The sequence below is a fragment of the Pseudomonas sp. ANT_H12B genome (genome assembly GCF_008369325.1).
In the GTDB taxonomy this organism is placed as follows: Bacteria; Pseudomonadota; Gammaproteobacteria; order Pseudomonadales; family Pseudomonadaceae; genus Aquipseudomonas.
Window position 1 is genome coordinate 26,207 of the sequence record NZ_VOBI01000024.1, and the last position, 19,411, is coordinate 45,617.

At 59.1% G+C, this 19,411-nt stretch carries 21 protein-coding genes; 16 read left to right on the forward strand and 5 right to left on the reverse strand.

What is annotated here, in order from left to right; genetic code table 11:
- Nucleotides 1–45: 45 nt before the first annotated feature.
- A complete protein-coding gene (locus tag FQ185_RS26870; RefSeq protein WP_149420101.1) occupies nucleotides 46–1,191 on the reverse strand; it encodes an MFS transporter in 1,146 nt (381 codons plus the stop codon).
- A 34-nt stretch (nucleotides 1,192–1,225) separates the two neighbouring features.
- The gene (gene aroC / locus FQ185_RS26875; RefSeq protein WP_149420102.1) at nucleotides 1,226–2,317 is read right to left on the reverse strand and encodes a chorismate synthase; all 1,092 of its coding nucleotides are present in this window, start codon (nucleotides 2,315–2,317) and stop codon (nucleotides 1,226–1,228) included.
- Nucleotides 2,318–2,400: 83 nt separating this feature from the next.
- On the opposite strand from aroC, the gene FQ185_RS26880 reads away from it, so the two are divergent.
- On the forward strand, nucleotides 2,401–3,399 hold the full coding sequence (locus FQ185_RS26880; protein WP_149420103.1) for an alpha/beta hydrolase: 999 nt from the start codon (nucleotides 2,401–2,403) through the stop codon (nucleotides 3,397–3,399).
- 99 nt (nucleotides 3,400–3,498) lie between these two features.
- Nucleotides 3,499–4,290 carry a hypothetical protein gene (locus FQ185_RS26885; protein WP_149420104.1) on the forward strand — a complete coding sequence of 264 codons (792 nt, stop codon included), beginning with the start codon at nucleotides 3,499–3,501 and terminating at the stop codon, nucleotides 4,288–4,290.
- Between the two features lie 123 nt (nucleotides 4,291–4,413).
- On the opposite strand, the gene prmB is transcribed toward FQ185_RS26885, so the two are convergent.
- A complete protein-coding gene (gene prmB / locus FQ185_RS26890; protein WP_149420105.1) occupies nucleotides 4,414–5,322 on the reverse strand; it encodes a 50S ribosomal protein L3 N(5)-glutamine methyltransferase in 909 nt (302 codons plus the stop codon).
- A gap of 239 nt (nucleotides 5,323–5,561) precedes the next feature.
- On the opposite strand from prmB, the gene FQ185_RS26895 reads away from it, so the two are divergent.
- The 5 genes from FQ185_RS26895 to FQ185_RS26915 all read left to right on the forward strand — a co-directional run bounded on the left by FQ185_RS26895 (nucleotide 5,562) and on the right by FQ185_RS26915 (nucleotide 8,332).
- Entirely contained in the window at nucleotides 5,562–6,152 is a 591-nt protein-coding gene (locus tag FQ185_RS26895) for a cysteine hydrolase family protein (RefSeq protein ID WP_149420106.1), read from the forward strand.
- Between the two features lie 131 nt (nucleotides 6,153–6,283).
- Nucleotides 6,284–6,604 (forward strand): hypothetical protein, encoded by a 321-nt coding sequence (locus tag FQ185_RS26900; RefSeq protein ID WP_149420107.1) that lies wholly within the window; start codon nucleotides 6,284–6,286, stop codon nucleotides 6,602–6,604.
- Nucleotides 6,605–6,679: 75 nt separating this feature from the next.
- Nucleotides 6,680–7,237, forward strand: a complete 558-nt coding sequence (locus FQ185_RS26905; RefSeq protein WP_149420108.1) for a Smr/MutS family protein — start codon at nucleotides 6,680–6,682, stop codon at nucleotides 7,235–7,237.
- A 77-nt stretch (nucleotides 7,238–7,314) separates the two neighbouring features.
- Nucleotides 7,315–7,860 carry a GTP cyclohydrolase I FolE gene (gene folE, locus FQ185_RS26910; protein ID WP_128871843.1) on the forward strand — a complete coding sequence of 182 codons (546 nt, stop codon included), beginning with the start codon at nucleotides 7,315–7,317 and terminating at the stop codon, nucleotides 7,858–7,860.
- Nucleotides 7,861–7,960: 100 nt separating this feature from the next.
- The gene (locus FQ185_RS26915) at nucleotides 7,961–8,332 is read left to right on the forward strand and encodes a glutathione S-transferase N-terminal domain-containing protein (RefSeq protein WP_149420109.1); all 372 of its coding nucleotides are present in this window, start codon (nucleotides 7,961–7,963) and stop codon (nucleotides 8,330–8,332) included.
- Between the two features lie 109 nt (nucleotides 8,333–8,441).
- On the opposite strand, the gene FQ185_RS26920 is transcribed toward FQ185_RS26915, so the two are convergent.
- A complete protein-coding gene (locus FQ185_RS26920; protein ID WP_149420110.1) occupies nucleotides 8,442–9,608 on the reverse strand; it encodes a PLP-dependent aminotransferase family protein in 1,167 nt (388 codons plus the stop codon).
- Nucleotides 9,609–9,690: 82 nt separating this feature from the next.
- Between FQ185_RS26920 and FQ185_RS26925 the strand changes: the two genes are divergently transcribed.
- From FQ185_RS26925 to FQ185_RS26935, 3 genes are all read left to right on the forward strand, one after another.
- Nucleotides 9,691–10,137 (forward strand): MarR family winged helix-turn-helix transcriptional regulator, encoded by a 447-nt coding sequence (locus FQ185_RS26925; RefSeq protein ID WP_149420111.1) that lies wholly within the window; start codon nucleotides 9,691–9,693, stop codon nucleotides 10,135–10,137.
- 209 nt (nucleotides 10,138–10,346) lie between these two features.
- Nucleotides 10,347–11,696 carry an NCS2 family permease gene (locus FQ185_RS26930; RefSeq protein ID WP_149420112.1) on the forward strand — a complete coding sequence of 450 codons (1,350 nt, stop codon included), beginning with the start codon at nucleotides 10,347–10,349 and terminating at the stop codon, nucleotides 11,694–11,696.
- A gap of 72 nt (nucleotides 11,697–11,768) precedes the next feature.
- Nucleotides 11,769–12,395: a LysE family translocator gene (locus tag FQ185_RS26935; RefSeq protein ID WP_149420113.1), complete on the forward strand. Its 627-nt coding sequence runs from the start codon at nucleotides 11,769–11,771 to the stop codon at nucleotides 12,393–12,395.
- Nucleotides 12,396–12,577: 182 nt separating this feature from the next.
- On the opposite strand, the gene uraH is transcribed toward FQ185_RS26935, so the two are convergent.
- The gene (gene uraH, locus FQ185_RS26940) at nucleotides 12,578–12,931 is read right to left on the reverse strand and encodes a hydroxyisourate hydrolase (RefSeq protein WP_149420114.1); all 354 of its coding nucleotides are present in this window, start codon (nucleotides 12,929–12,931) and stop codon (nucleotides 12,578–12,580) included.
- Between the two features lie 421 nt (nucleotides 12,932–13,352).
- Here uraH and puuE point away from each other — a divergent pair, with 421 nt between their 5' ends.
- The 6 genes from puuE (at nucleotide 13,353) to FQ185_RS26975 (ending at nucleotide 19,348) form a co-directional block, all read left to right on the forward strand.
- On the forward strand, nucleotides 13,353–14,279 hold the full coding sequence (gene puuE / locus FQ185_RS26950; protein ID WP_149420116.1) for an allantoinase PuuE: 927 nt from the start codon (nucleotides 13,353–13,355) through the stop codon (nucleotides 14,277–14,279).
- Entirely contained in the window at nucleotides 14,276–14,791 is a 516-nt protein-coding gene (gene uraD, locus FQ185_RS26955) for a 2-oxo-4-hydroxy-4-carboxy-5-ureidoimidazoline decarboxylase (protein ID WP_149420117.1), read from the forward strand. Before puuE ends, uraD begins: the two co-directional genes overlap by 4 nt.
- Nucleotides 14,792–14,878: 87 nt before the next feature.
- A complete protein-coding gene (gene alc, locus FQ185_RS26960) occupies nucleotides 14,879–15,874 on the forward strand; it encodes an allantoicase (RefSeq protein WP_076027963.1) in 996 nt (331 codons plus the stop codon).
- A 120-nt stretch (nucleotides 15,875–15,994) separates the two neighbouring features.
- A complete protein-coding gene (locus FQ185_RS26965) occupies nucleotides 15,995–16,498 on the forward strand; it encodes an ureidoglycolate lyase (protein ID WP_007988150.1) in 504 nt (167 codons plus the stop codon).
- 50 nt (nucleotides 16,499–16,548) lie between these two features.
- The gene (locus tag FQ185_RS26970; RefSeq protein WP_149420118.1) at nucleotides 16,549–17,850 is read left to right on the forward strand and encodes a urate hydroxylase PuuD; all 1,302 of its coding nucleotides are present in this window, start codon (nucleotides 16,549–16,551) and stop codon (nucleotides 17,848–17,850) included.
- A 139-nt stretch (nucleotides 17,851–17,989) separates the two neighbouring features.
- The gene (locus tag FQ185_RS26975) at nucleotides 17,990–19,348 is read left to right on the forward strand and encodes a nucleobase:cation symporter-2 family protein (RefSeq protein ID WP_149420119.1); all 1,359 of its coding nucleotides are present in this window, start codon (nucleotides 17,990–17,992) and stop codon (nucleotides 19,346–19,348) included.
- The last annotated feature ends 63 nt before the right edge of the window (nucleotides 19,349–19,411 follow it).

The window sequence follows — 19,411 nt, forward strand, 5'->3', positions numbered from 1 at the left end:
AACAAAAATTCATAATTTTCTGGGCGAGGGGCTCACGGGTCAGGCTCATGGCCGGTCTTCTTGCATGCATGTCGCAATGATAACGGCTGCTGCGAAGGCTGCGAGGCTGGCAATACTAAAGGTCAATGTGGCGCCGAGAGCGTTCCAGCTATAGCCGGAATACAATGCGCCCAGTGCGCCGCCGGTGCCGGCCAGCGCCGCATAAAGCGCCTGGCCCTGCCCTTGCTGGCGAGCGCCGAAACTACGTTGCACAAACTGGATGGCAGCCGCGTGAAAGCTACCGAACGTCGCCGCGTGCAGGATCTGGGCGAACAACAGCACCCAGAGAAATTCGGCGAACGAACCGAGCAGCAACCAACGCAGCGCCGCCAACAGGAAACTCGCCAGCAGCACCCGACGCACCGAGAAACGCGCAAGAATCTTGCTCATGGCCAGGAACATCAACACTTCGGCAACCACACCGACCGCCCAGAGCATGCCAATCAACCCGCGGCTGTAACCGAGTCGCTCAAGGTGCAGCGTCAAGAAGGTGTAATACGGACCGTGACTCATCTGCATCAGCGCCACGCACGCGTAAAACGCCAATACGCCGGGGCTGCGCAATTGCTTGAGGAAACCCTCCCCCGTCACCCGATCGCTCTGCACCGGTTGAGCATTCGGCACCCACAAGCTGCTGACTACAATCCCGGCCATGATCAGCAACAGCGCCACCGGATAAATGTCCAGGCTGAGCCAATCAAACAGCCGGCCCAGCGCAACCACGGTAATGATGAAACCGATTGAACCCCAGAGGCGGATCTGACTGTAGCGCGACGTCTGCCCCTTCAAATGCGCCAGGGTGATGACTTCGAATTGCGGCAGCACCGCGTGCCAGAAAAATGCGTGCAGGGCCATGACCATCGCCAGCCAGGCGTAGGTCTTGCTGACGAAAATCAGTGAGAACGTGAGTAACGTGCAGACCGCGCCGAAACGCACGATGGCCAGGCGTCGGCCGGTGTAGTCACCGAGCCAGCCCCAGATGTTGGGTGCCACGCAGCGCATCAGCATCGGGATCGCCACCAGTTCGCCAATGCGCGCACTGGAAAAGCCCAGGTGATCGAAGTACAGCGCCAGAAACGGCGCCGTCGAACCGAGCAAGGCGAAATAGAACAGATAGAAACTGGAGAGCCGCCAGTACGGGAGCGCCGCCACTGTCCTTAGACCGCAGCGGCTGTGAGGTCAGCCATTAAAGCTGACCCAGCACCGGCGTGCTAACGCGCACATCGGCGTTCTGCCCACGGTGACGCAGCAAGTGATCCATCAGCACGATGGCCATCATGGCTTCGGCAATCGGTGTAGCGCGAATGCCGACGCACGGGTCGTGACGGCCCTTGGTGACGACTTCCACCGGGTTGCCATGGATGTCGATGGAACGGCCCGGCGTGGTGATGCTTGAGGTTGGCTTCAGCGCCAGGTGCGCGACAATCGGCTGGCCGGACGAGATGCCACCGAGGATTCCGCCAGCGTTGTTGCTGAGGAAACCTTGCGGGGTCATTTCATCGCGGTGTTCAGTGCCGCGCTGGGCGACGCTGGCGAAACCGGCACCGATTTCCACGCCCTTGACCGCGTTGATGCTCATCAGCGCATGGGCCAGCTCGGCGTCGAGGCGGTCGAAGATCGGCTCACCGAGGCCGGGCATCACGCCTTCGGCGACCACGGTGATCTTCGCGCCGACCGAATCCTGGTCTCGGCGCAACTGGTCCATGTAGGCTTCCAGTTCCGGGACCTTGTCCGGATCAGGGCTGAAGAAGGCGTTTTCTTCCACCGAATCCCAGGTCTTGAAGGGGATTTCGATCGGGCCGAGCTGGCTCATGTAGCCACGAATGACGATGCCCTGAGTGGCCAGGTATTTTTTCGCAATCGCACCGGCAGCCACGCGCATGGCGGTTTCACGGGCCGAACTGCGACCACCGCCGCGGTAATCGCGCTCGCCGTATTTGTGATGGTAGGTGTAATCGGCGTGGGCCGGGCGGAACAGATCCTTGATTGCCGAGTAGTCCTTGGACTTCTGGTCGGTGTTGCGGATCAACAGGCCGATGGAGCAACCGGTGGTGCGACCTTCGAATATGCCGGAGAGGATTTCGACTTCGTCGGCTTCCTGGCGCTGCGTCGTATGGCGGCTGGTGCCAGGTTTGCGGCGATCGAGGTCGCGTTGCAGGTCCTCCAGAGAAATCTCCAGACCCGGCGGGCAGCCGTCGACAATGGCGACCAACGCCGGGCCATGGCTTTCGCCCGCGGTGGTGACAGTGAACAGCTTGCCGTAGGTATTGCCGGACATGCAGGACGCTCCGTGAAATCGAACCAAATACGTAATGCGCGCCAGTATACGCAGGCTACCCAACTAGTTCATCCTCGAACCTTATGGGTGCCTGCGAGTCCAACCGGCATCTTGTTCATGATGGCGTGATGATGCTGCGAGTTCTAGCCTTGAGCCTTACCCTGTTTACCGGTTTTGTACAGGCCACTGTCCTGCAACGCCCGATCACTTTGGATACCGGCACCGGGGAGCTTTTCGGCTCGTTGCTGCTGCCCAAGTCCGACACGCCGGTACCGGTTGTCCTGATCATTTCCGGCTCCGGTCCGACGGATCGCGACGGAAACAACTCCGACGGCGGACGCAACGACAGCCTCAAGCGGCTGGCCTGGGTGCTGGCCAAACACAACATCGCCAGCGTGCGCTATGACAAACGCGGCGTGGCGGCGAGCCTTGCGGCGACCCCGGACGAACGCAATCTGTCGGTGGAGGCTTATGTGGCCGACGCCGAGGCCTGGGGTCAGAAACTCAAAGCCGATCCACGCTTCGGCCAGCTGATTTTGCTGGGGCACAGCGAAGGCGCGCTGATCGCCAGCCTCGCGGCACCGAACCTCGACGCGGCGGCGGTGATTTCCATGTCCGGCAGCGCCCGGCCGATCGACCAAGTGTTGCGCCAGCAATTGAGCAATCGCCTGCCGCCACCGCTGATGCTGCGCAGCAATGAATTGCTCGACAGCCTCAAGGCCGGAAAAACCGACGACAACGTGCCGCCGCAGTTGCAGGTGATTTTCCGCCCGAGCGTGCAGCCATACCTGATTTCGCTGTTCCGCCAGGACCCGGCGGCGGCGTTCGCCAAGTTGAAGATGCCGGCGCTGATCATCCAGGGCAGTAACGACATCCAGGTGGGTGTCGGGGACGCCAAGATGCTGAAAGCCGCCAAACCGGACGCCGAACTGGCGCTGATTGAAGGCATGAACCACGTGATGCGCATCGTGCCCAACGACGTAAAACGGCAAATGGCCTCTTATAAGGATCCACAATTGCCGTTGGCGGCCGAATTGGGCACGCGAATCCTCGGGTTTATTGACGGACTTCGCGCCAGTTAAGCGTTGTTTGCCCTCCAGTCCTGAAAAAAACGGCCGATAAGCCTTTGTCGCCAGCGCTATGACTGGCGGCAAGCAGAGCTTGGACAGGATCTCGCCGTTATGACTGATACCCAGACTTCACCCGACACCACCGCTGAAAAAGAGGCGCCGCCAGCGGTTGAGCTGCCGTGGGCGGACGTCCATGTCGAGCACCACAAGATGCTCCGTCTGGCGCCATTGCAGACCGACCGCAACACCGGTGGACGCCCTCTACGCTTTGTCGAATTCGGTTATGCCGAACGCAATGACAAGAAACACAGCCTGATGCGCATGAGCATCTCGCTGCCCGGCCAGCGCGTGCGCAAGGAACAGAATCATCTGGACGTGTGGGTCGATCACACCGCCAAACGCGTTCGCTTCGGACCTGACAGCGGCCTGCAGATCGAGCCGATGAACCGGGGCATCGGCCGCTTCATGGCAGCTCAGGGCGTTAATTGGGCGAAGAAAAGATGGCCCGGTTACACCGTCGACGGCACCGACCTGAACAACAAGGATGCGCTGAACGAAGACACGCGCCTGCGCCGCGATCACTTTTTGCGCATGCATGGTTTTGACGTGGTCTACGCCGACGCCCAGCATTTGAAGGGTAGCGTCAAAGAGGTTCAAGTCAGCGACTTGCTGGGTGACTGGAACAGCGAAAAACTGCAGGTTGTGGAAATCCTTGAGGCGGCGCAGATGCTTCAGCAGGCCGAGCAGAATCTGGCCGAGCAGGAAGTCAAACTCAAGAAACACGAAGAAAAAGTCAGCAAGTACAAGCGTGAGGACGCTGGGCTGCGTTTTACCATTACGTGTCTGGTGGCGTTTGCGATGTTTCAGGCGGGGTTGCTGATCTGGATTGCTACGCACCGGTAACAGCTCTTGATCGTTCCCACGCTCCGCGTGGGAATGCCTCAATGGACGCTCTGCGTCCGCTTTTGGGACGCGGAGCGTCCCGGGCTGCATTCCCACGCAGAGCGTGGGAACGATCATTACGGGTTAAACGCGGGACGCGAACAATGCCTGATGATCGCGGCACTGCTCCGCCGTCAGCATGAATACACCATGCCCCCCGCGCTCGAAGTCGAGCCAGGCGAAGTCGACTTCCGGGTACAGCGTTTCGACGTGAACCTGGCTGTTGCCCACCTCGACAATCAGCAAGCCCTTCTCGGTCAGATGATCCGCCGCTTCAGCGAGCATTCGACGCACCAGGTTCAAACCATCATCACCGCAGGCCAGGCCCAGCTCCGGCTCGTGCTGGTATTCGTCCGGCATGTCGGCGAAATCTTCCGCGTCGACGTAAGGCGGGTTCGACACGATCAAGTCGAAACGCTGACCCGGCAAACCATCGAAACCGTCGCCCTGCACCGTGTACACCCGCTCATCGACGCCGTGGCGCTCGATGTTCTGGTTGGCCACTTCCAGGGCTTCGAACGACAGGTCGGCCAACACCACTTCGGCGTTCTGGAATTCGTAGGCACAGGCGATACCGATGCAGCCCGAGCCGGTGCACAAGTCGAGAACCCGCGCAGGCTCGGCGCCCAGCCACGGTTCGAAGCGCTTTTCAATCAGCTCGCCTATCGGTGAACGCGGGATCAATACGCGTTCGTCGACAATGAACGACATGCCACAGAACCAGGCTTCACCCAGCAGGTAAGCGGTAGGAATACGTTCCTCGATGCGGCGCTTGAGCAGGCGCTGCACGTTGACCAGTTCGTCCTCTTCCAGATTGCAATCGAGGTAGCTGTCAGCAATTTCCCACGGCAAGTGCAGCGCACCCAACACCAGTTGACGGGCTTCGTCCCAGGCGTTGTCGGTCCCATGGCCGAAAAACAGATCCTCCCCATGGAAGCGGCTGACGGCCCAACGGATATGGTCACGCAGGGTACGAAGTCGGGAAGTGATCACGGGTGCAAACTCCTGAAAAAACGACTGGCGATTCTAACAGCCAAAACGCCTTACGACGACGCGGGAAAAATACCGGACCAGATGTAGGACTATTCTATTTTTACGGATGGTTGTTAAACAAAACAGGCATATTGACAAGGCTGCGCGCCAGCAATCACGGCGCCTACGATGGTAGCGATTCACAGAAGCGCTCAGCCAGAGGACAATGTCGCAAAAGCCCCACCCGAAGGAGCCCCAGAATGCCCGTTCCACAAACGATGTTTCAACTCAGCGGCCGCGGTTATGCAGCAGCCAAACTGAGCCATGCGACCCTTGTCATTATCGATGCCCAGAAAGAATACCTTAGCGGCCCCCTGGCCCTGAGCGGCATGGATGCTGCCGTCGCGAACATCAAGCAACTGGTGGCCGCTGCCCGTACAGCCGGCCGGCCGATTGTGCATGTCAGCCATCTCGGTACCGTCGGTGGGCTGTTCGATCCACGTGGCGAGCGTGGGCAGTTCATTCCCGGGTTGGAGCCGCTTTCCGGCGAAATCAGAATTGAAAAAATCCTGCCGAGTGCTTTCCATGGCACGGATCTGAAAAAACGCCTGGAAGAACTGGGCTCGGTGGATCTGGTGGTATGCGGCTTCATGAGCCACTCCAGCGTCAGCACTACCGTGCGTGCGGCAAAAAACCTGGGCTTTCGCTGCACCCTTGTTGAAGATGCCTGCGCTACCCGCGATTTGCCGTACAAAGGTGGTGTCCTCAGCGCTGAGCACGTTCATCAGACCGAAATGGCAATCATGGCGGACAATTTTGCAGTCGTTGCCCTGACGCAAGAGTTGATCTGATCGACCTGCGATGAGCGGTCCATATCGCCGCTCATCCGCAAAGGCCTCTCATTTGCTGTAATTGTCTTAGCCTCAGGAACATCCCGGTCAACTCCCGGTCGAAGGGCCGATACCCATTGAGGAAGGTCGGAATGAAGTTATCCGATGGATTTGACGCTCGCCGCTTGCGGCCCAAAGGCCAAAGCAACTGGCGTTTTCGATTCGGCGCAGCGTTTGCCGCGTTGCTGGCGATGTTCGGCGTATTGCTTGCAATGGCCGGTGCCGCCAGCCTGCTGGGTCGCCCGCCGGCCCTAGGCGAATTGAATGCAAGCCCGCTGGGCTCGGCAATCATTTTGGCTGTTGGCCTGTTCTTTTTGTACATCGGCGTGTGGTTGTGGCGTCGTTGCCGTCGCCGTTCCCGTCAGTCGAGGGAGCTGAACATATCCCCGCACCTGATGAAAAAACACGACTGAGCCGAACACTTCGCGTTTTCTCGCGCCCGATTCGTCTTGAGTTGGGTAAACTGGCCGCCCTTCGCGGAGGCTGACATGCAAGACGACGATTTTTCCCTGTTCAAAAACGCGATCCAAGGCGTCAAGCCGATCAAGCACGATCGCGCCGAAACCGGCAAACCCAAAGCTGACCGCGCGCAGATCGCCAAGCTGCGTCAGGCCGCCACCGTGCGCACCGATGCCACCACTGTCGACGGGCTGTCCGATCAATTCGTTATCGACGTAGGCCCGGAAGACGAGCTGATGTGGGCACGCGACGGCGTTCAGGAAAGCCAGATGCGCAAGCTCAAGATCGGGCAGATCCCGTTCGAAGGCAGCCTCGACCTGCATGGCATGAACGTGGAAAAGGCCCGGGAAACTCTCTGGGCTTTTCTGGCTGAAGCGACCAAATTCGAAATCCGCTGCGTGCGCGTCACCCACGGCAAGGCTGTGCGTCTGGACGGCAAGCGCCCGATGATCAAGAGCCACGTCAACACCTGGCTGCGCCAGCATTCACAGGTGCTCGGCTTCACCTCGTGCCAGGCCAGACACGGCGGCGCCGGAGCGGTTTATGTGATGCTCAAACGCACCATGATGGAAGGTCGCGACGAGTAAACCCGTCGCTTCACGCTTGCAGCGCCGTGTCCGCCACCGTACCCTTGCCCTTTGCGTAAAATCCCACAGGTAGTTTCATGTCCCTGGAACAGAATTACACCGCGATTCTCGGCCAATTGGGCGAGGACGTCTCCCGCGAGGGCCTGCTCGACACGCCAAAACGTGCCGCCAAAGCCATGCAGTACCTCTGCCGCGGTTATGAACAGACGCTGGAAGAGGTCACCAACGGTGCCTTGTTCAGCTCCGATAACAGCGAAATGGTGCTGGTGAAGGACATCGAGTTGTACTCGCTGTGCGAACACCATTTGTTGCCGTTCATCGGCAAGGCCCACGTCGCTTACATCCCGAGCGGCAAGGTGTTGGGGCTGTCGAAAGTTGCGCGGATCGTCGATATGTACGCCCGCCGCCTGCAGATCCAGGAAAACCTCAGCCGCCAGATCGCTGATGCGGTCCAGGAAGTCACCGGCGCCCTGGGCGTTGCGGTGGTGATCGAGGCCAAACACATGTGCATGATGATGCGCGGTGTGGAGAAACAGAATTCGTCGATGATCACCTCGGTGATGCTCGGTGAGTTCCGCGAAAACGCTGCCACTCGCAGTGAGTTTCTCAGCCTGATCAAGTAAATCGCAGCACGAAGAAAACCGGCGCTCATCGCCGGTTTTTTTTCGTCCGCGAAAAATCAGGTAAGCTGCGCGCCTTCTTTCGCCCCGTGAGGCTTATACCGTGTTCGTAAAAGCGCTTCGTGTCGGCCTTGGCCAACTGATCATCTTCATCGACTTCCTCACTCGCCCGAGCAAGAAGCAGCGCCCTGCCGCCGCTCAGGCTCAGGTCGAGACGGCCGCCAAGGACCTGACCCTGTATCAGTTCCACGCCTGCCCGTTCTGCGTGAAAACCCGCCGCACCCTGCGCCGCCTGAATGTGCCGGTGGCGCTGCGCGATGCTAAGAACAACGAGCAGGATCGCCAGACCCTGCTGGAGCAAGGTGGCAAGATCAAGGTGCCTTGCTTGCGCATTGAAGAGAATGGGCAGACCACGTGGATGTATGAGTCCAAGGTAATCATTGATTATCTGGATAAGCGGTTCGCCGCGGCCTGATTCATTTGGGTTGCCTGGGCTTGCCCGCGATGAGGCCAGATCAAACACCACAAATTCCAGACAAAAATAAACCGGCGCTTGCGCCGGTTTATTCGTTTCTACCCTCCCCTCAAGCCGCTTCCGCCGCCTGAGCCTGGCGCACCACCGCTGCCAAACGCTTGAGCCCCTCGTCCAGCCGCGCCGGGTCGATATGACTGAAGTTCAACCGCAGATGCCCATGATTATTATCCGGATCGGGGAAGAACGGCTCACCCGGCATGAACGCCACATCCGCTGCCAGAGCAGCCTTGAGCAATGTGCGGGTATCCAGCGGCTGCTTGAGCGTCAGCCAGAAAAACAGCCCGCCCTGAGGCACGTTCCAATCCGCCAGATCGGAAAAATGAGTGTCCAGGGCCGACTGAAACGCGTCCCGACGAACCCGGTAGAAGTCCCGCAATTCGCTGAGGTGATGCTGGAATTTCTCGCTGCCGATCCATTGCAGCGCTTGCCACTGGCCCACGCGATTGGTGTGCAGGTCGGCCGATTGCTTGAGCCGCAGCAAATGCGCGAACAGGTCCGGGCTGGCGATCAGGTAGCCCACCCGCAGGCCCGGAAGCAGGGTTTTCGACACAGTGCCGGTGTAGATCCAGCTGGCCTTTTTCAAGCGACTGACAATCGGCGTGGCGCTGCCGCCATCGAAGGTCAGCTCGCGGTAAGGCTCGTCTTCGATCAGGGTCACACCGAATTCATCGAGCAAGGCTGCCACGGCGTCGCGCTTGGCTACGCTGTAGCGCACGGCCGACGGGTTCTGGAAGGTCGGGATCAGGTAGATGAAGGCGGGTTTGTGTTTTTCCAGGCGGGTGCGCAGCTCCGCCAGGTTCGGACCATCGGCTTGCAGCGGGACGGTGATGCAGTCCGCGCCGAACAGCTGGAATATCTGCAACGCCGCCAGGTAGGTTGGCGCCTCAAGCAAAATCTCGGTGCCTTTGTCGATGTAGAGCTTGGCCGCCAGATCGAGGGTTTGCTGGGAACCGCTGACCACCAGCACCTGGCTCGCCTCGCATGGCACACCCAACGCCCGGGCTTCGGCTGCCAGGGCTTCACGCAGCGCAGGCTCGCCTTCGCTCATGCCGTATTGGCCCATGGACAGCGGCATGTCAGCCCACTCGACTTTCGGCAGCATGGCTTCGGCCGGCAGACCCCCGGCAAACGACATCACTTGCGGACGCTGGGCAGCGGCGAGGATTTCACGGATCAAAGAACTTTTAAGGCGCGAGACACGTTCGGAAAAAGCCATGGGGATCACCGGTAGCAAAGCCTGAGAAAAATAAGTCAAACTGGTTGACCGAAATTACGACAGCCCGAACGGATACGTCAATATGCTTGACCTTAAAAATCCCGGCACTCAGCAACAAGCCATGGAAGCGTTCTTCTTCGGCTACCAGGCTTTTACCGCCAAGGCCGACGAAATGCTCGAGCGCCGAGGCTTGAGCCGGGTGCATCAACGCATTGTGTTTTTCATCGCCCGTTACCCGAACCTGAGCGTCAAGGAACTGCTGGCCTTGCTCGGGGTGACCAAGCAGGCACTGAACATTCCGCTGCGCCAATTGGTGGAAATGCATTTGGTGAACAGCGTTGCGTCCGAGACTGACAAGCGTAAGCGGCTGCTGGAACTGACTGACGATGGCGCGCGTTTCGAGCAGTCGCTGCGGCGTGAACAGGTGAAATTGCTTGAGCGGGTGTTTGCCGAAGCCGGGGAAACGGCGGTGAATGGGTGGCTGGCGGTAAATCTGGCGCTGGGTAAAGCCCAGGTCTTTCCAAGCTGATCGGCTATAGCCGATATATCCCTATTGCCAAACTTTTCGTCTACAAAATCAAAAACATTATTTGCTTTATTTGTATACAAAAGCATAATCCATTTCGTGCGAGTTCCTGACCAAGCGGTCAACAAATTCGCAAGTGCCTCAAAGGGCCGCTGCCACCCTCATGGGTCCGGCCCTGGAAATAAAAATAAAACTCTTGAGGAGTACTCGCTGTGGAAAGCCGCAAATCCGAAGCCCCGCCACTGGAACTCTCGCCGCCATTACGCAATGGCTGGCTGGAGCGCATCTTCAAACTCAGCTTGCACGGCACCACGGTGAAGACCGAGCTGATTGCCGGTCTGACAACCTTCATCACCATGGCTTACATCATCTTCGTTAACCCCAACATCATGGCCGATGCCGGGATCGATCACGGTGCCGCGTTCGTCGCCACCTGCATCGCCGCCGCGCTGGGTTGTCTGTTGATGGGCCTTTACGCCAACTGGCCAGTAGGCCTGGCGCCGGGCATGGGTTTGAACGCCTTCTTTACCTACACCGTAGTCGGCACCATGGGCTACAACTGGGAAACTGCCCTTGGCGCGGTGTTTGTTTCCGGTGTGTTGTTCATGTTTCTGACTTTCTCGCGCATCCGTGAATGGCTGCTCAACAGCATTCCAGTGAGTTTGCGCTTTGCCATGGGCGCCGGCGTGGGCTTGTTTCTGGGGCTGATCGGCTTGAAAACCGCCGGCATCGTCGTCGATAGCCCGGCCACCCTGATCAAGCTTGGCTCCCTGCGCGAACCTGGCCCGCTGCTGGCCGCCATCTGCTTCCTGATGATCGCCGTACTCAGCTACCACAAAGTGTTTGGCGCGATTCTCATCAGCATCATCACCGTCACCCTGGCGGGTTGGGGCCTGGGCCTGGTGCATTACGAGGGCATCATGTCCGCACCGCCGAGCCTGGCACCGACCTGGATGGCCATGGATGTCGCCGGTGTATTCAATATCAGCATGATCAGCGTGGTGCTGGCCTTCCTCTTCGTGCACATGTTTGACACCGCCGGCACCTTGATGGGTGTCGCTCAGCGCGCCGGTCTGGTGAACGCTGACGGCAAGATCGAAAACCTCTCCCGTGCCCTGAAAGCCGACAGTGCTTCCAGTGTATTCGGTGCGATGGTGGGTGTTCCGCCGGTCACCAGCTACGTGGAAAGTGCCGCGGGTGTCGCCGCAGGTGGTCGGACTGGTCTTACCGCTGTGACCGTAGGTGTGCTATTTATTGCCGCAATGTTTTTCGCACCGCTGGCTGGCATGATCCCCGCTTATGCAACCGCCGGTGCGCTGATTTATGTGGCGATGCTGATGATGGGCGGCATGAAGCACATCGAATGGGACGAAGCGACCGACAGCATCCCGGCAATCGTTACCGCGATCATGATGCCGCTGACCTTCTCGGTTGCCGATGGCATCGCGCTGGGCTTTATCACTTACGTCGTGCTGAAGGCCTGCACCGGTAAGCACAAGGAAATTTCCATCAGCCTGTGGGTGCTCTGCGCGATCTTCATCGCCAAGTTTGTTTTCTTGTAAGCCTCAAGCGGTACACGTTTCAAAACAGCCTCACCCCGTCGGGTGAGGCTTTTGTGCAAATGGAGGAAAGTGATGAGTCTGGAAACCTGGCTGCTGTTCAGCGGCGCTGCGCTGGTGGTAATCCTGATCCCGGGGCCACTGTCTTTGCTGATGATCAGCAACAGTCTGAATTACGGTTTGCGTCGTTCTTACCCGGCGTTTCTGGGTGGCGTGATTGCGTCGATCTGTTTGCTCAGTGCGTCGGCACTGGGTTTGGGCGCCTTGCTGCTAGCCTCGGAACAGTTGTTCAGCGCACTGAAAATCGTCGGCGCGCTGTACCTGTTCTACCTCGCCTGGCAGAGCTGGCAGCAATCACGTCTGCCATCGGTGGGCGCTGAAGTACCCCAGGCAGCGCCGGTTCCACGCTTTCGTGCACTGTTCGGGCGCGCGTTTGTGTTGGGCGCCAGCAATCCGAAAGACATCCTGTTCTTTGCCGCTTTCCTGCCGCAGTTCTTGAGTGCCGAACAACCGTTCCTGCCGCAGTTGCTGGTAATGATCGTGACCTGGACCGTTCTGGATTTGCTGTGCAAGTTGGCTTATGGCCTGGGCGCCCATGGCGCGGCGCGGTATCTGCGTAGCGGCAAGGGGCAGAGTTGGTTTAACCGGGTGAGTGCGGGGTTGTTCAGTGGTGCGGGTGCAGCATCCTTGTTGAGCCGCTAAAAACAAAAGCATCGCGGGCAAGCCCGCTCCCACAGTGGACTGTGGCGTTCACAGAAGCTGTGGGAGCGGGCTTGCCCGCGATGACGCCAGACCCGACACCTGCTTTCTCAAAGGCAAAAAAAGCCCGCAGCGTGAGCGGGCAAAAGACCAAAGAAGCTTTATGCGCAGATTCTTGGGGGAGTCTAGCTTCCTCTGTAGGTCGAATAGCTGTACGGCGAAATCAGTAACGGCACATGGTAGTGATCCTGCTCGGCAGAGATGCCAAACCGCAGCACCACCACATCCAGAAACGCAGGTTCAGGAAGCTGAACGCCACGGGCGCGGTAGTAATCGCCCGCATGAAACTGAACCTGATAGACCCCGGAACGGTAGTCATCGCCTTGCAGCAGCGGTGCATCGACACGGCCGTCGCCGTTGGTGATCGCGCTGGCGACCAATTCCAGCTGCGAGCCTTCAACGCGGTACAACTCGACCTTGATCGAGCTGCCCGGGCAACCGTGTGCAGCGTCCAAAACGTGTGTAGTCAAACGTCCCATTGATTCTGCGCGCCTGCCTGCGTGGAGCAGTCAGACCTCGCGCCTCCCGAAGTCAGTTGAAAAGGAGACCGCACCGTTTCAAAGCACGAAACGCTGCGGCGAGCGACTGATTAAGACACTTTTAGTAAAAATTGTACACAATAAAAACGACATTTTTGCGACCTGAACCGTCATTCATGAACTTCCAATGAATCTACTGCCAAACCATAAGATCTGCGGACCTTTCATCCATTAGCTGACCAATCAGGCAGATTTCTTGCAATAACAGGTGCAGATGACAGTTCATCAAAAATGCAAAAAAACAGGCTTACAAAGTGGATATAAAGTTGTATACAATTAGCCCATCGCTGTGACACCAGCCTGTCATCTGATCGCCAGGCCGCCACACAACCGTTCATCACGAATAAGAAGGAAGACTGCAGTGAGCGCTGACTACCCACGCGACCTGATCGGTTACGGCAGTAACCCTCCTCACCCACACTGGCCGGGCAATGCCCGCATCGCCTTGTCCTTCGTGCTCAATTACGAAGAAGGTGGCGAGCGCAATATCCTGCACGGCGATAAAGAATCCGAAGCTTTCCTCTCTGAAATGGTCTCGGCGCAGCCGCTGCAAGGCGCGCGCAATATGAGCATGGAATCGCTTTACGAGTATGGCAGCCGTGCCGGCGTCTGGCGGATTCTGAAACTGTTCAAGGAATTCGACATTCCGCTGACTATCTTCGCCGTGGCCATGGCCGCCCAGCGCCACCCGGACGTGATCCGCGCGATGGTCGACGCCGGCCACGAGATCTGCAGCCACGGCTACCGCTGGATCGACTACCAGTACATGGACGAAGCGCAGGAACGCGAGCACATGCTCGAAGCGATCCGCGTCCTCACCGAAATCACGGGCGAGCGCCCATTGGGCTGGTACACCGGCCGCACCGGTCCGAACACCCGTCGACTGGTGATGGAAGAAGGCGGTTTTCTCTACGACTGCGACACCTACGACGACGACCTGCCCTACTGGGAACCGAACAACCCGACCGGCAAGCCGCATTTGGTGATTCCGTACACGCTGGACACCAACGACATGCGCTTCACCCAGGTCCAGGGTTTCAACAAGGGCGACGATTTCTTCGAATACCTCAAAGATGCGTTCGACGTGCTGTATGCCGAAGGCGCTGAGGCACCGAAGATGTTGTCGATCGGTCTGCACTGCCGCCTGATCGGCCGTCCGGCGCGTCTGGCCTCGCTCAAACGCTTTATCGAATACGCTAAAAGTCATGAACAGGTGTGGTTCAGCCGTCGCGTCGACATCGCTCGCCACTGGCATGAAACCCACCCGTACCAAGGGGCTGAAAAATGAGCCACTTCCAGACACTGAAGCCATCGACCCTGAGCCGCGACACCTTCGTTGCCGCTTTCGCCGACATCTACGAACATTCGCCATGGGTGGCCGAGAAGGCCTTCGACCTGGGCCAGGACGCTTCGATCGACGAGATCGAAACCCTGCACCAGCGCATGAGCGACATCCTGTTGAGCGCCGATCACGAAAGCCAATTGGCCCTGATCAACGCTCACCCGGACCTGGCCGGCAAAGCCGCCGTCCAGGGCCAACTAACCGAAGCCAGCACCAATGAACAGGCTGGCGCCGGTATTCACCAATGCACGGCCGAAGAGTTTCAACGCTTCACCGAGCTGAACGACGCCTACAAGGCCAAGTTCAAGTTTCCCTTCATCATGGCGGTAAAAGGCAGCAACCGGCATCAGATCCTCGCGGCGTTCGAAACGCGCATTCACAACCCGGCAGATACCGAATTCAAGTGCGCGCTGGCGGAGATCAACAAGATCGCCCTGTTCCGATTACTGACTCTCTAGCGAACTTGGCCCGAGCACCATCAAACGCGGAAGTGCCCAGGGCCCTGCAAGCATCCCAAGCCAACTAATTAAAGGCAGACAAGAAGAATGAAAGCTTACGCCGTACCTTTCGAGAAGTTCGTCAACCTGGCCGACGCCCGCCTGGGCACCAAGATCATCTCGGTCACCGATGACTGGTTCGCTGATGCCAACCGCCTGTTCCAGCCAACCCCGGCTGTGTGGAAGGAGGGCGTGTTCGATGACAACGGCAAGTGGATGGACGGCTGGGAGTCGCGCCGCAAGCGCTTCGAAGGCTACGACAGCGCCGTGATCCGCCTGGGCGTTCCGGGCTCGATCAAAGGCGTGGACATCGACACTTCATTCTTCACCGGCAACTTCCCGCCGTCGGCCTCCCTGGAAGCGTGCTTCCTGGCCTCGGGCGAGCCGGACGACAACACCCAGTGGACTGAAGTGCTGTCGGCCGTCGAGCTGCAAGGCAACAGCCACCACTACCACGAAATCAGCAACGACAAAGCGTTCAGTCACCTGCGCTTCAACATCTACCCGGATGGTGGCGTGGCCCGTCTGCGTGTTTATGGTATTCCGTTCCGCGACTGGTCCGCTGTGGGCGACAACGAGCAAGTTGACCTGGCAGCAGCCCTGAACGGTGGCCGCGCCCTCGCCTGCTCCGACGAACACTTCGGCCGCATGAGCAACATCCTCAACCCGGGCCGTGGCATCAACATGGGCGACGGCTGGGAAACTGCACGTCGTCGCACGCCAGGCAATGACTGGGTCATCGTCGCGCTGGGTCATGCCGGCGAGATCGAAAAAGTCATCGTCGACACCCTGCACTTCAAGGGCAACTACCCGGATACGTGCTCGATCCAGGGCGCGTTCGTGAAGGGCGGCACCGACAGCCAGATCGAAACCCAATCGCTGTTCTGGCGCGAACTGCTGCCGGCGCAGAAACTGGAAATGCACGCCGAACACACCTTCGCCGAGCAGATCAAGGCGCTGGGGCCGATTACCCACATCCGTCTGAACGTATTCCCGGATGGCGGTGTGAGTCGCCTGCGTGTATTGGGCAAGGTCGCTAAATAAGCGCTGAACCCCATCGCCAGCAGGCTGGCTCCCACAGGGAAATGCATTCCAAATGTGAGAGCTAGCCTGCTAGCGATAGCAATAGAACCAACAACACAGAATTCGGAAAAGAAGACCAGCATGCGCACATTGACGATTGAACCGCTGACCAAAGAAGCCTTCGCCCCTTTCGGTGACGTGATCGAAACCGACGGCAGCGATCACTTCATGATCAACAACGGTTCGACCATGCGCTTCCATAAACTGGCGACGGTGGAAACCGCCACGCCAGAGGACAAGGCGATCATCAGCATCTTCCGCGCCGACGCGCAGGACATGCCGCTGACCGTCAGCATGCTGGAGCGTCATCCGCTGGGCAGCCAGGCTTTCATTCCGCTGCTCGGCAACCCCTTTCTGATCGTGGTCGCGCCACTTGGCGATGAACCTGTATCAGGCTTGGTCCGCGCCTTCGTCACCAACGGCAGGCAGGGCATTAATTACCATCGCGGCGTTTGGCACCATCCGGTGCTGACGATCGAAAAGCGGGATGACTTCCTGGTGGTTGATCGCAGTGGCACAGGCAATAACTGCGATGAGCATTTTTTCAAAGAGGATGAGCGTTTGATCCTCGCCCCCCACCAATAAGAGAAGGTCTGATCACTCGACAACAGAGTGACAGGCGAGAGGTAAAGACTGTGGAAGCACATCTGTTGGAATGGCTGAACCTGAGCGTGCGTTGGGTTCACATGATTACTGGCGTGGCCTGGATCGGCGCGTCGTTCTATTTCGTCTGGCTGGAAAACAACCTCAATCGGGTCAACCCGAAAAGTGGTCTGGCGGGCGACTTGTGGGCGATTCATGGCGGCGGTATCTATCACCTGGAAAAATACAAACTGGCCCCACCGACCATGCCGGACAACCTGCACTGGTTCAAATGGGAAGCCTACTTCACCTGGCTGTCGGGGGTCGCGCTGCTGTGCGTGGTGTTCTACTCCAACCCGACGCTGTACCTGCTGGCACCGGGCAGCAGCCTGTCCGGCCCTGAAGGTGTTGCCCTGGGCATCGCCTCGTTGTTCGTCGGCTGGTTCGTCTACTCCTTCCTCTGCGACTCGGCCCTGGGCAAACGCCCAGCCCTGCTTGGTTTTATCCTGTTCGTGCTGATCATTGGCGCCGCTTACGGCTTCAGCAAAGTGTTCAGCGGTCGTGGTGCGTACCTGCACGTCGGCGCGATCATCGGCACCATCATGGTCGGCAACGTGTTCCGCATCATCATGCCGGCACAACGTGCACTGGTTGCAGCGATTGCCGAAAACCGTACGCCCGACCCGGCACTGCCGGCCAAAGGCCTGCTGCGTTCGCGTCACAACAACTACTTCACCTTGCCGGTGCTGTTCATCATGATCAGCAACCACTTCCCGAGCACCTACGGCAGCCAATACAACTGGCTGATCCTGGCCGGGATCGCGGTGCTGGCGGTGTTGGTGCGTCACTACTTCAACACCCGTCACGACAGCCACAAGTATGCCTGGACCTTGCCCGTGGCCGCAGTGGGCATGATTTGCCTGGCTTACGTATCCGGTCCGAAGCCGATGTCCAGCGCCCCTGAAGTGGCCAGCGCATCAGCGAAGATCGAATACCAGCCACAGCCGGAAACCGCATTGGGCGGTGGTCTGAAACCGGCCGAAGCCAAACCTGCGCAGGCATCAGCCGCACCGGCCCAGGCGTCCAACGCCGGTCCGAGTTTCGACAAGGTGCACAGCGTGATCCAGGAACGTTGCTCGGTCTGCCATTCGGCCAAACCAACCAGCCCGCTGTTCAGTGCTGCGCCAGCTGGCGTGATGTTCGATACCCCCGAGCAGATCAAGCTCCAGGCCCCGCGCATTCAGGCCCAGGCCGTTGCCAGCCAGATCATGCCATTGGGCAACATCACCCAGATGACCCAGCAGGAGCGTGATCTGATCGGGGCGTGGATTGTTCAGGGAGCTCCCACCAATTAATCGTTGAAAAGCATCGCAGGCAAGCCAGCTCCCACAGGTTTTAGGTGATCCCTGTGGGAGCGGGCTTGCCCGCGATTGGCCGCGCTGCGGTCTACCTGACGCACAAAATCACAAGAATAAAAAAGATCCGAGGTGTTGCATGTCCGAGCTATCCGAAGCACGCATCCCCGACGCACCCGCTATTCAACGCTTGCCCCTTTTGCAACTGATCCTGGTCGGTCTGCAACACGTTCTGCTGATGTACGGCGGAGCCATCGCGGTGCCGCTGATCATCGGACAGGCCGCTGGCCTGAGTCGTGAAGAAATCGCCTTCCTGATCAACGCCGACCTGCTGGTTGCCGGGATCGCCACCATCGTGCAATCAATGGGTATCGGCCCGATGGGCATCCGCATGCCGGTGATGATGGGCGCCAGTTTCGCCGCCGTCGGCAGCATGGTCGCCATGGCCGGCATGCCTGGCATCGGTATGCAGGGGATCTTCGGTGCGACCATCGCCGCCGGGTTCTTCGGCATGATCATCGCGCCGTTCATGTCCAGAGTTGTGCGCTTCTTCCCGCCTCTGGTGACTGGCACGGTCATCACCTCGATCGGTTTGTCGCTGTTCCCCGTGGCCGTTAACTGGGCCGGCGGCGGTGCTGGCGCCGTTCAATTCGGTTCACCGATTTACCTGGCCATCGCCGCGCTGGTGTTGGCAACCATCCTGTTGGTCCATCGCTTCATGCGCGGTTTCTGGGTCAACATTTCCGTGCTGATCGGCATGTGCCTGGGCTACATCGTCTGCGGCCTGATCGGCATGGTCGACCTCAGCGGCATGGCTCAGGCGCCGTGGCTGCAATTCGTGACCCCGTTGCATTTCGGCATGCCGAAGTTCGAGCTCGCACCGATCCTGTCCATGTGCCTGGTGGTGGTGATCATCTTCGTCGAGTCCACCGGGATGTTCCTGGCGCTGGGCAAAATCACCGGCCAGGACGTCTGCCCACGGATGCTGCGTCGCGGTTTGTTGTGTGATGCCGGCGCCTCGTTCTTCGCCGGTTTCTTCAACACCTTCACCCACTCCTCTTTCGCGCAGAACATCGGCCTCGTGCAGATGACCGGCGTGCGTTGCCGCTCGGTGACCATCGTTGCTGGCGGTTTGCTGGTGGTGTTGAGTTTGTTGCCGAAAGCGGCGTTTCTGGTGGCATCGATTCCACCCGCCGTACTGGGCGGCGCGGCGATTGCGATGTTCGGGATGGTCGCCGCCACCGGCATCAAGATTCTTCAGGAAGCCGACATCGGTGACCGTCGCAACCAGTTGCTGGTGGCGGTGAGCATCGGCATGGGGCTGATCCCGGTGGTCCGTCCGGAATTCTTCGCCCACCTTCCGATGTGGATGAGCCCGATCACCCACAGTGGAATCGCCATGGCCACGCTGAGTGCGCTGTCGCTCAACCTGCTGTTCAACATCCTCGGCGGCGCCGAACGCGCGGCCATCAACGACTGCCACGCCCACCCGCACTAACACACTAAAGCCACAAAAACCTGTGGGAGCGAGCCTGCTCGCGAAAGCGGTTTATCAGTCAAC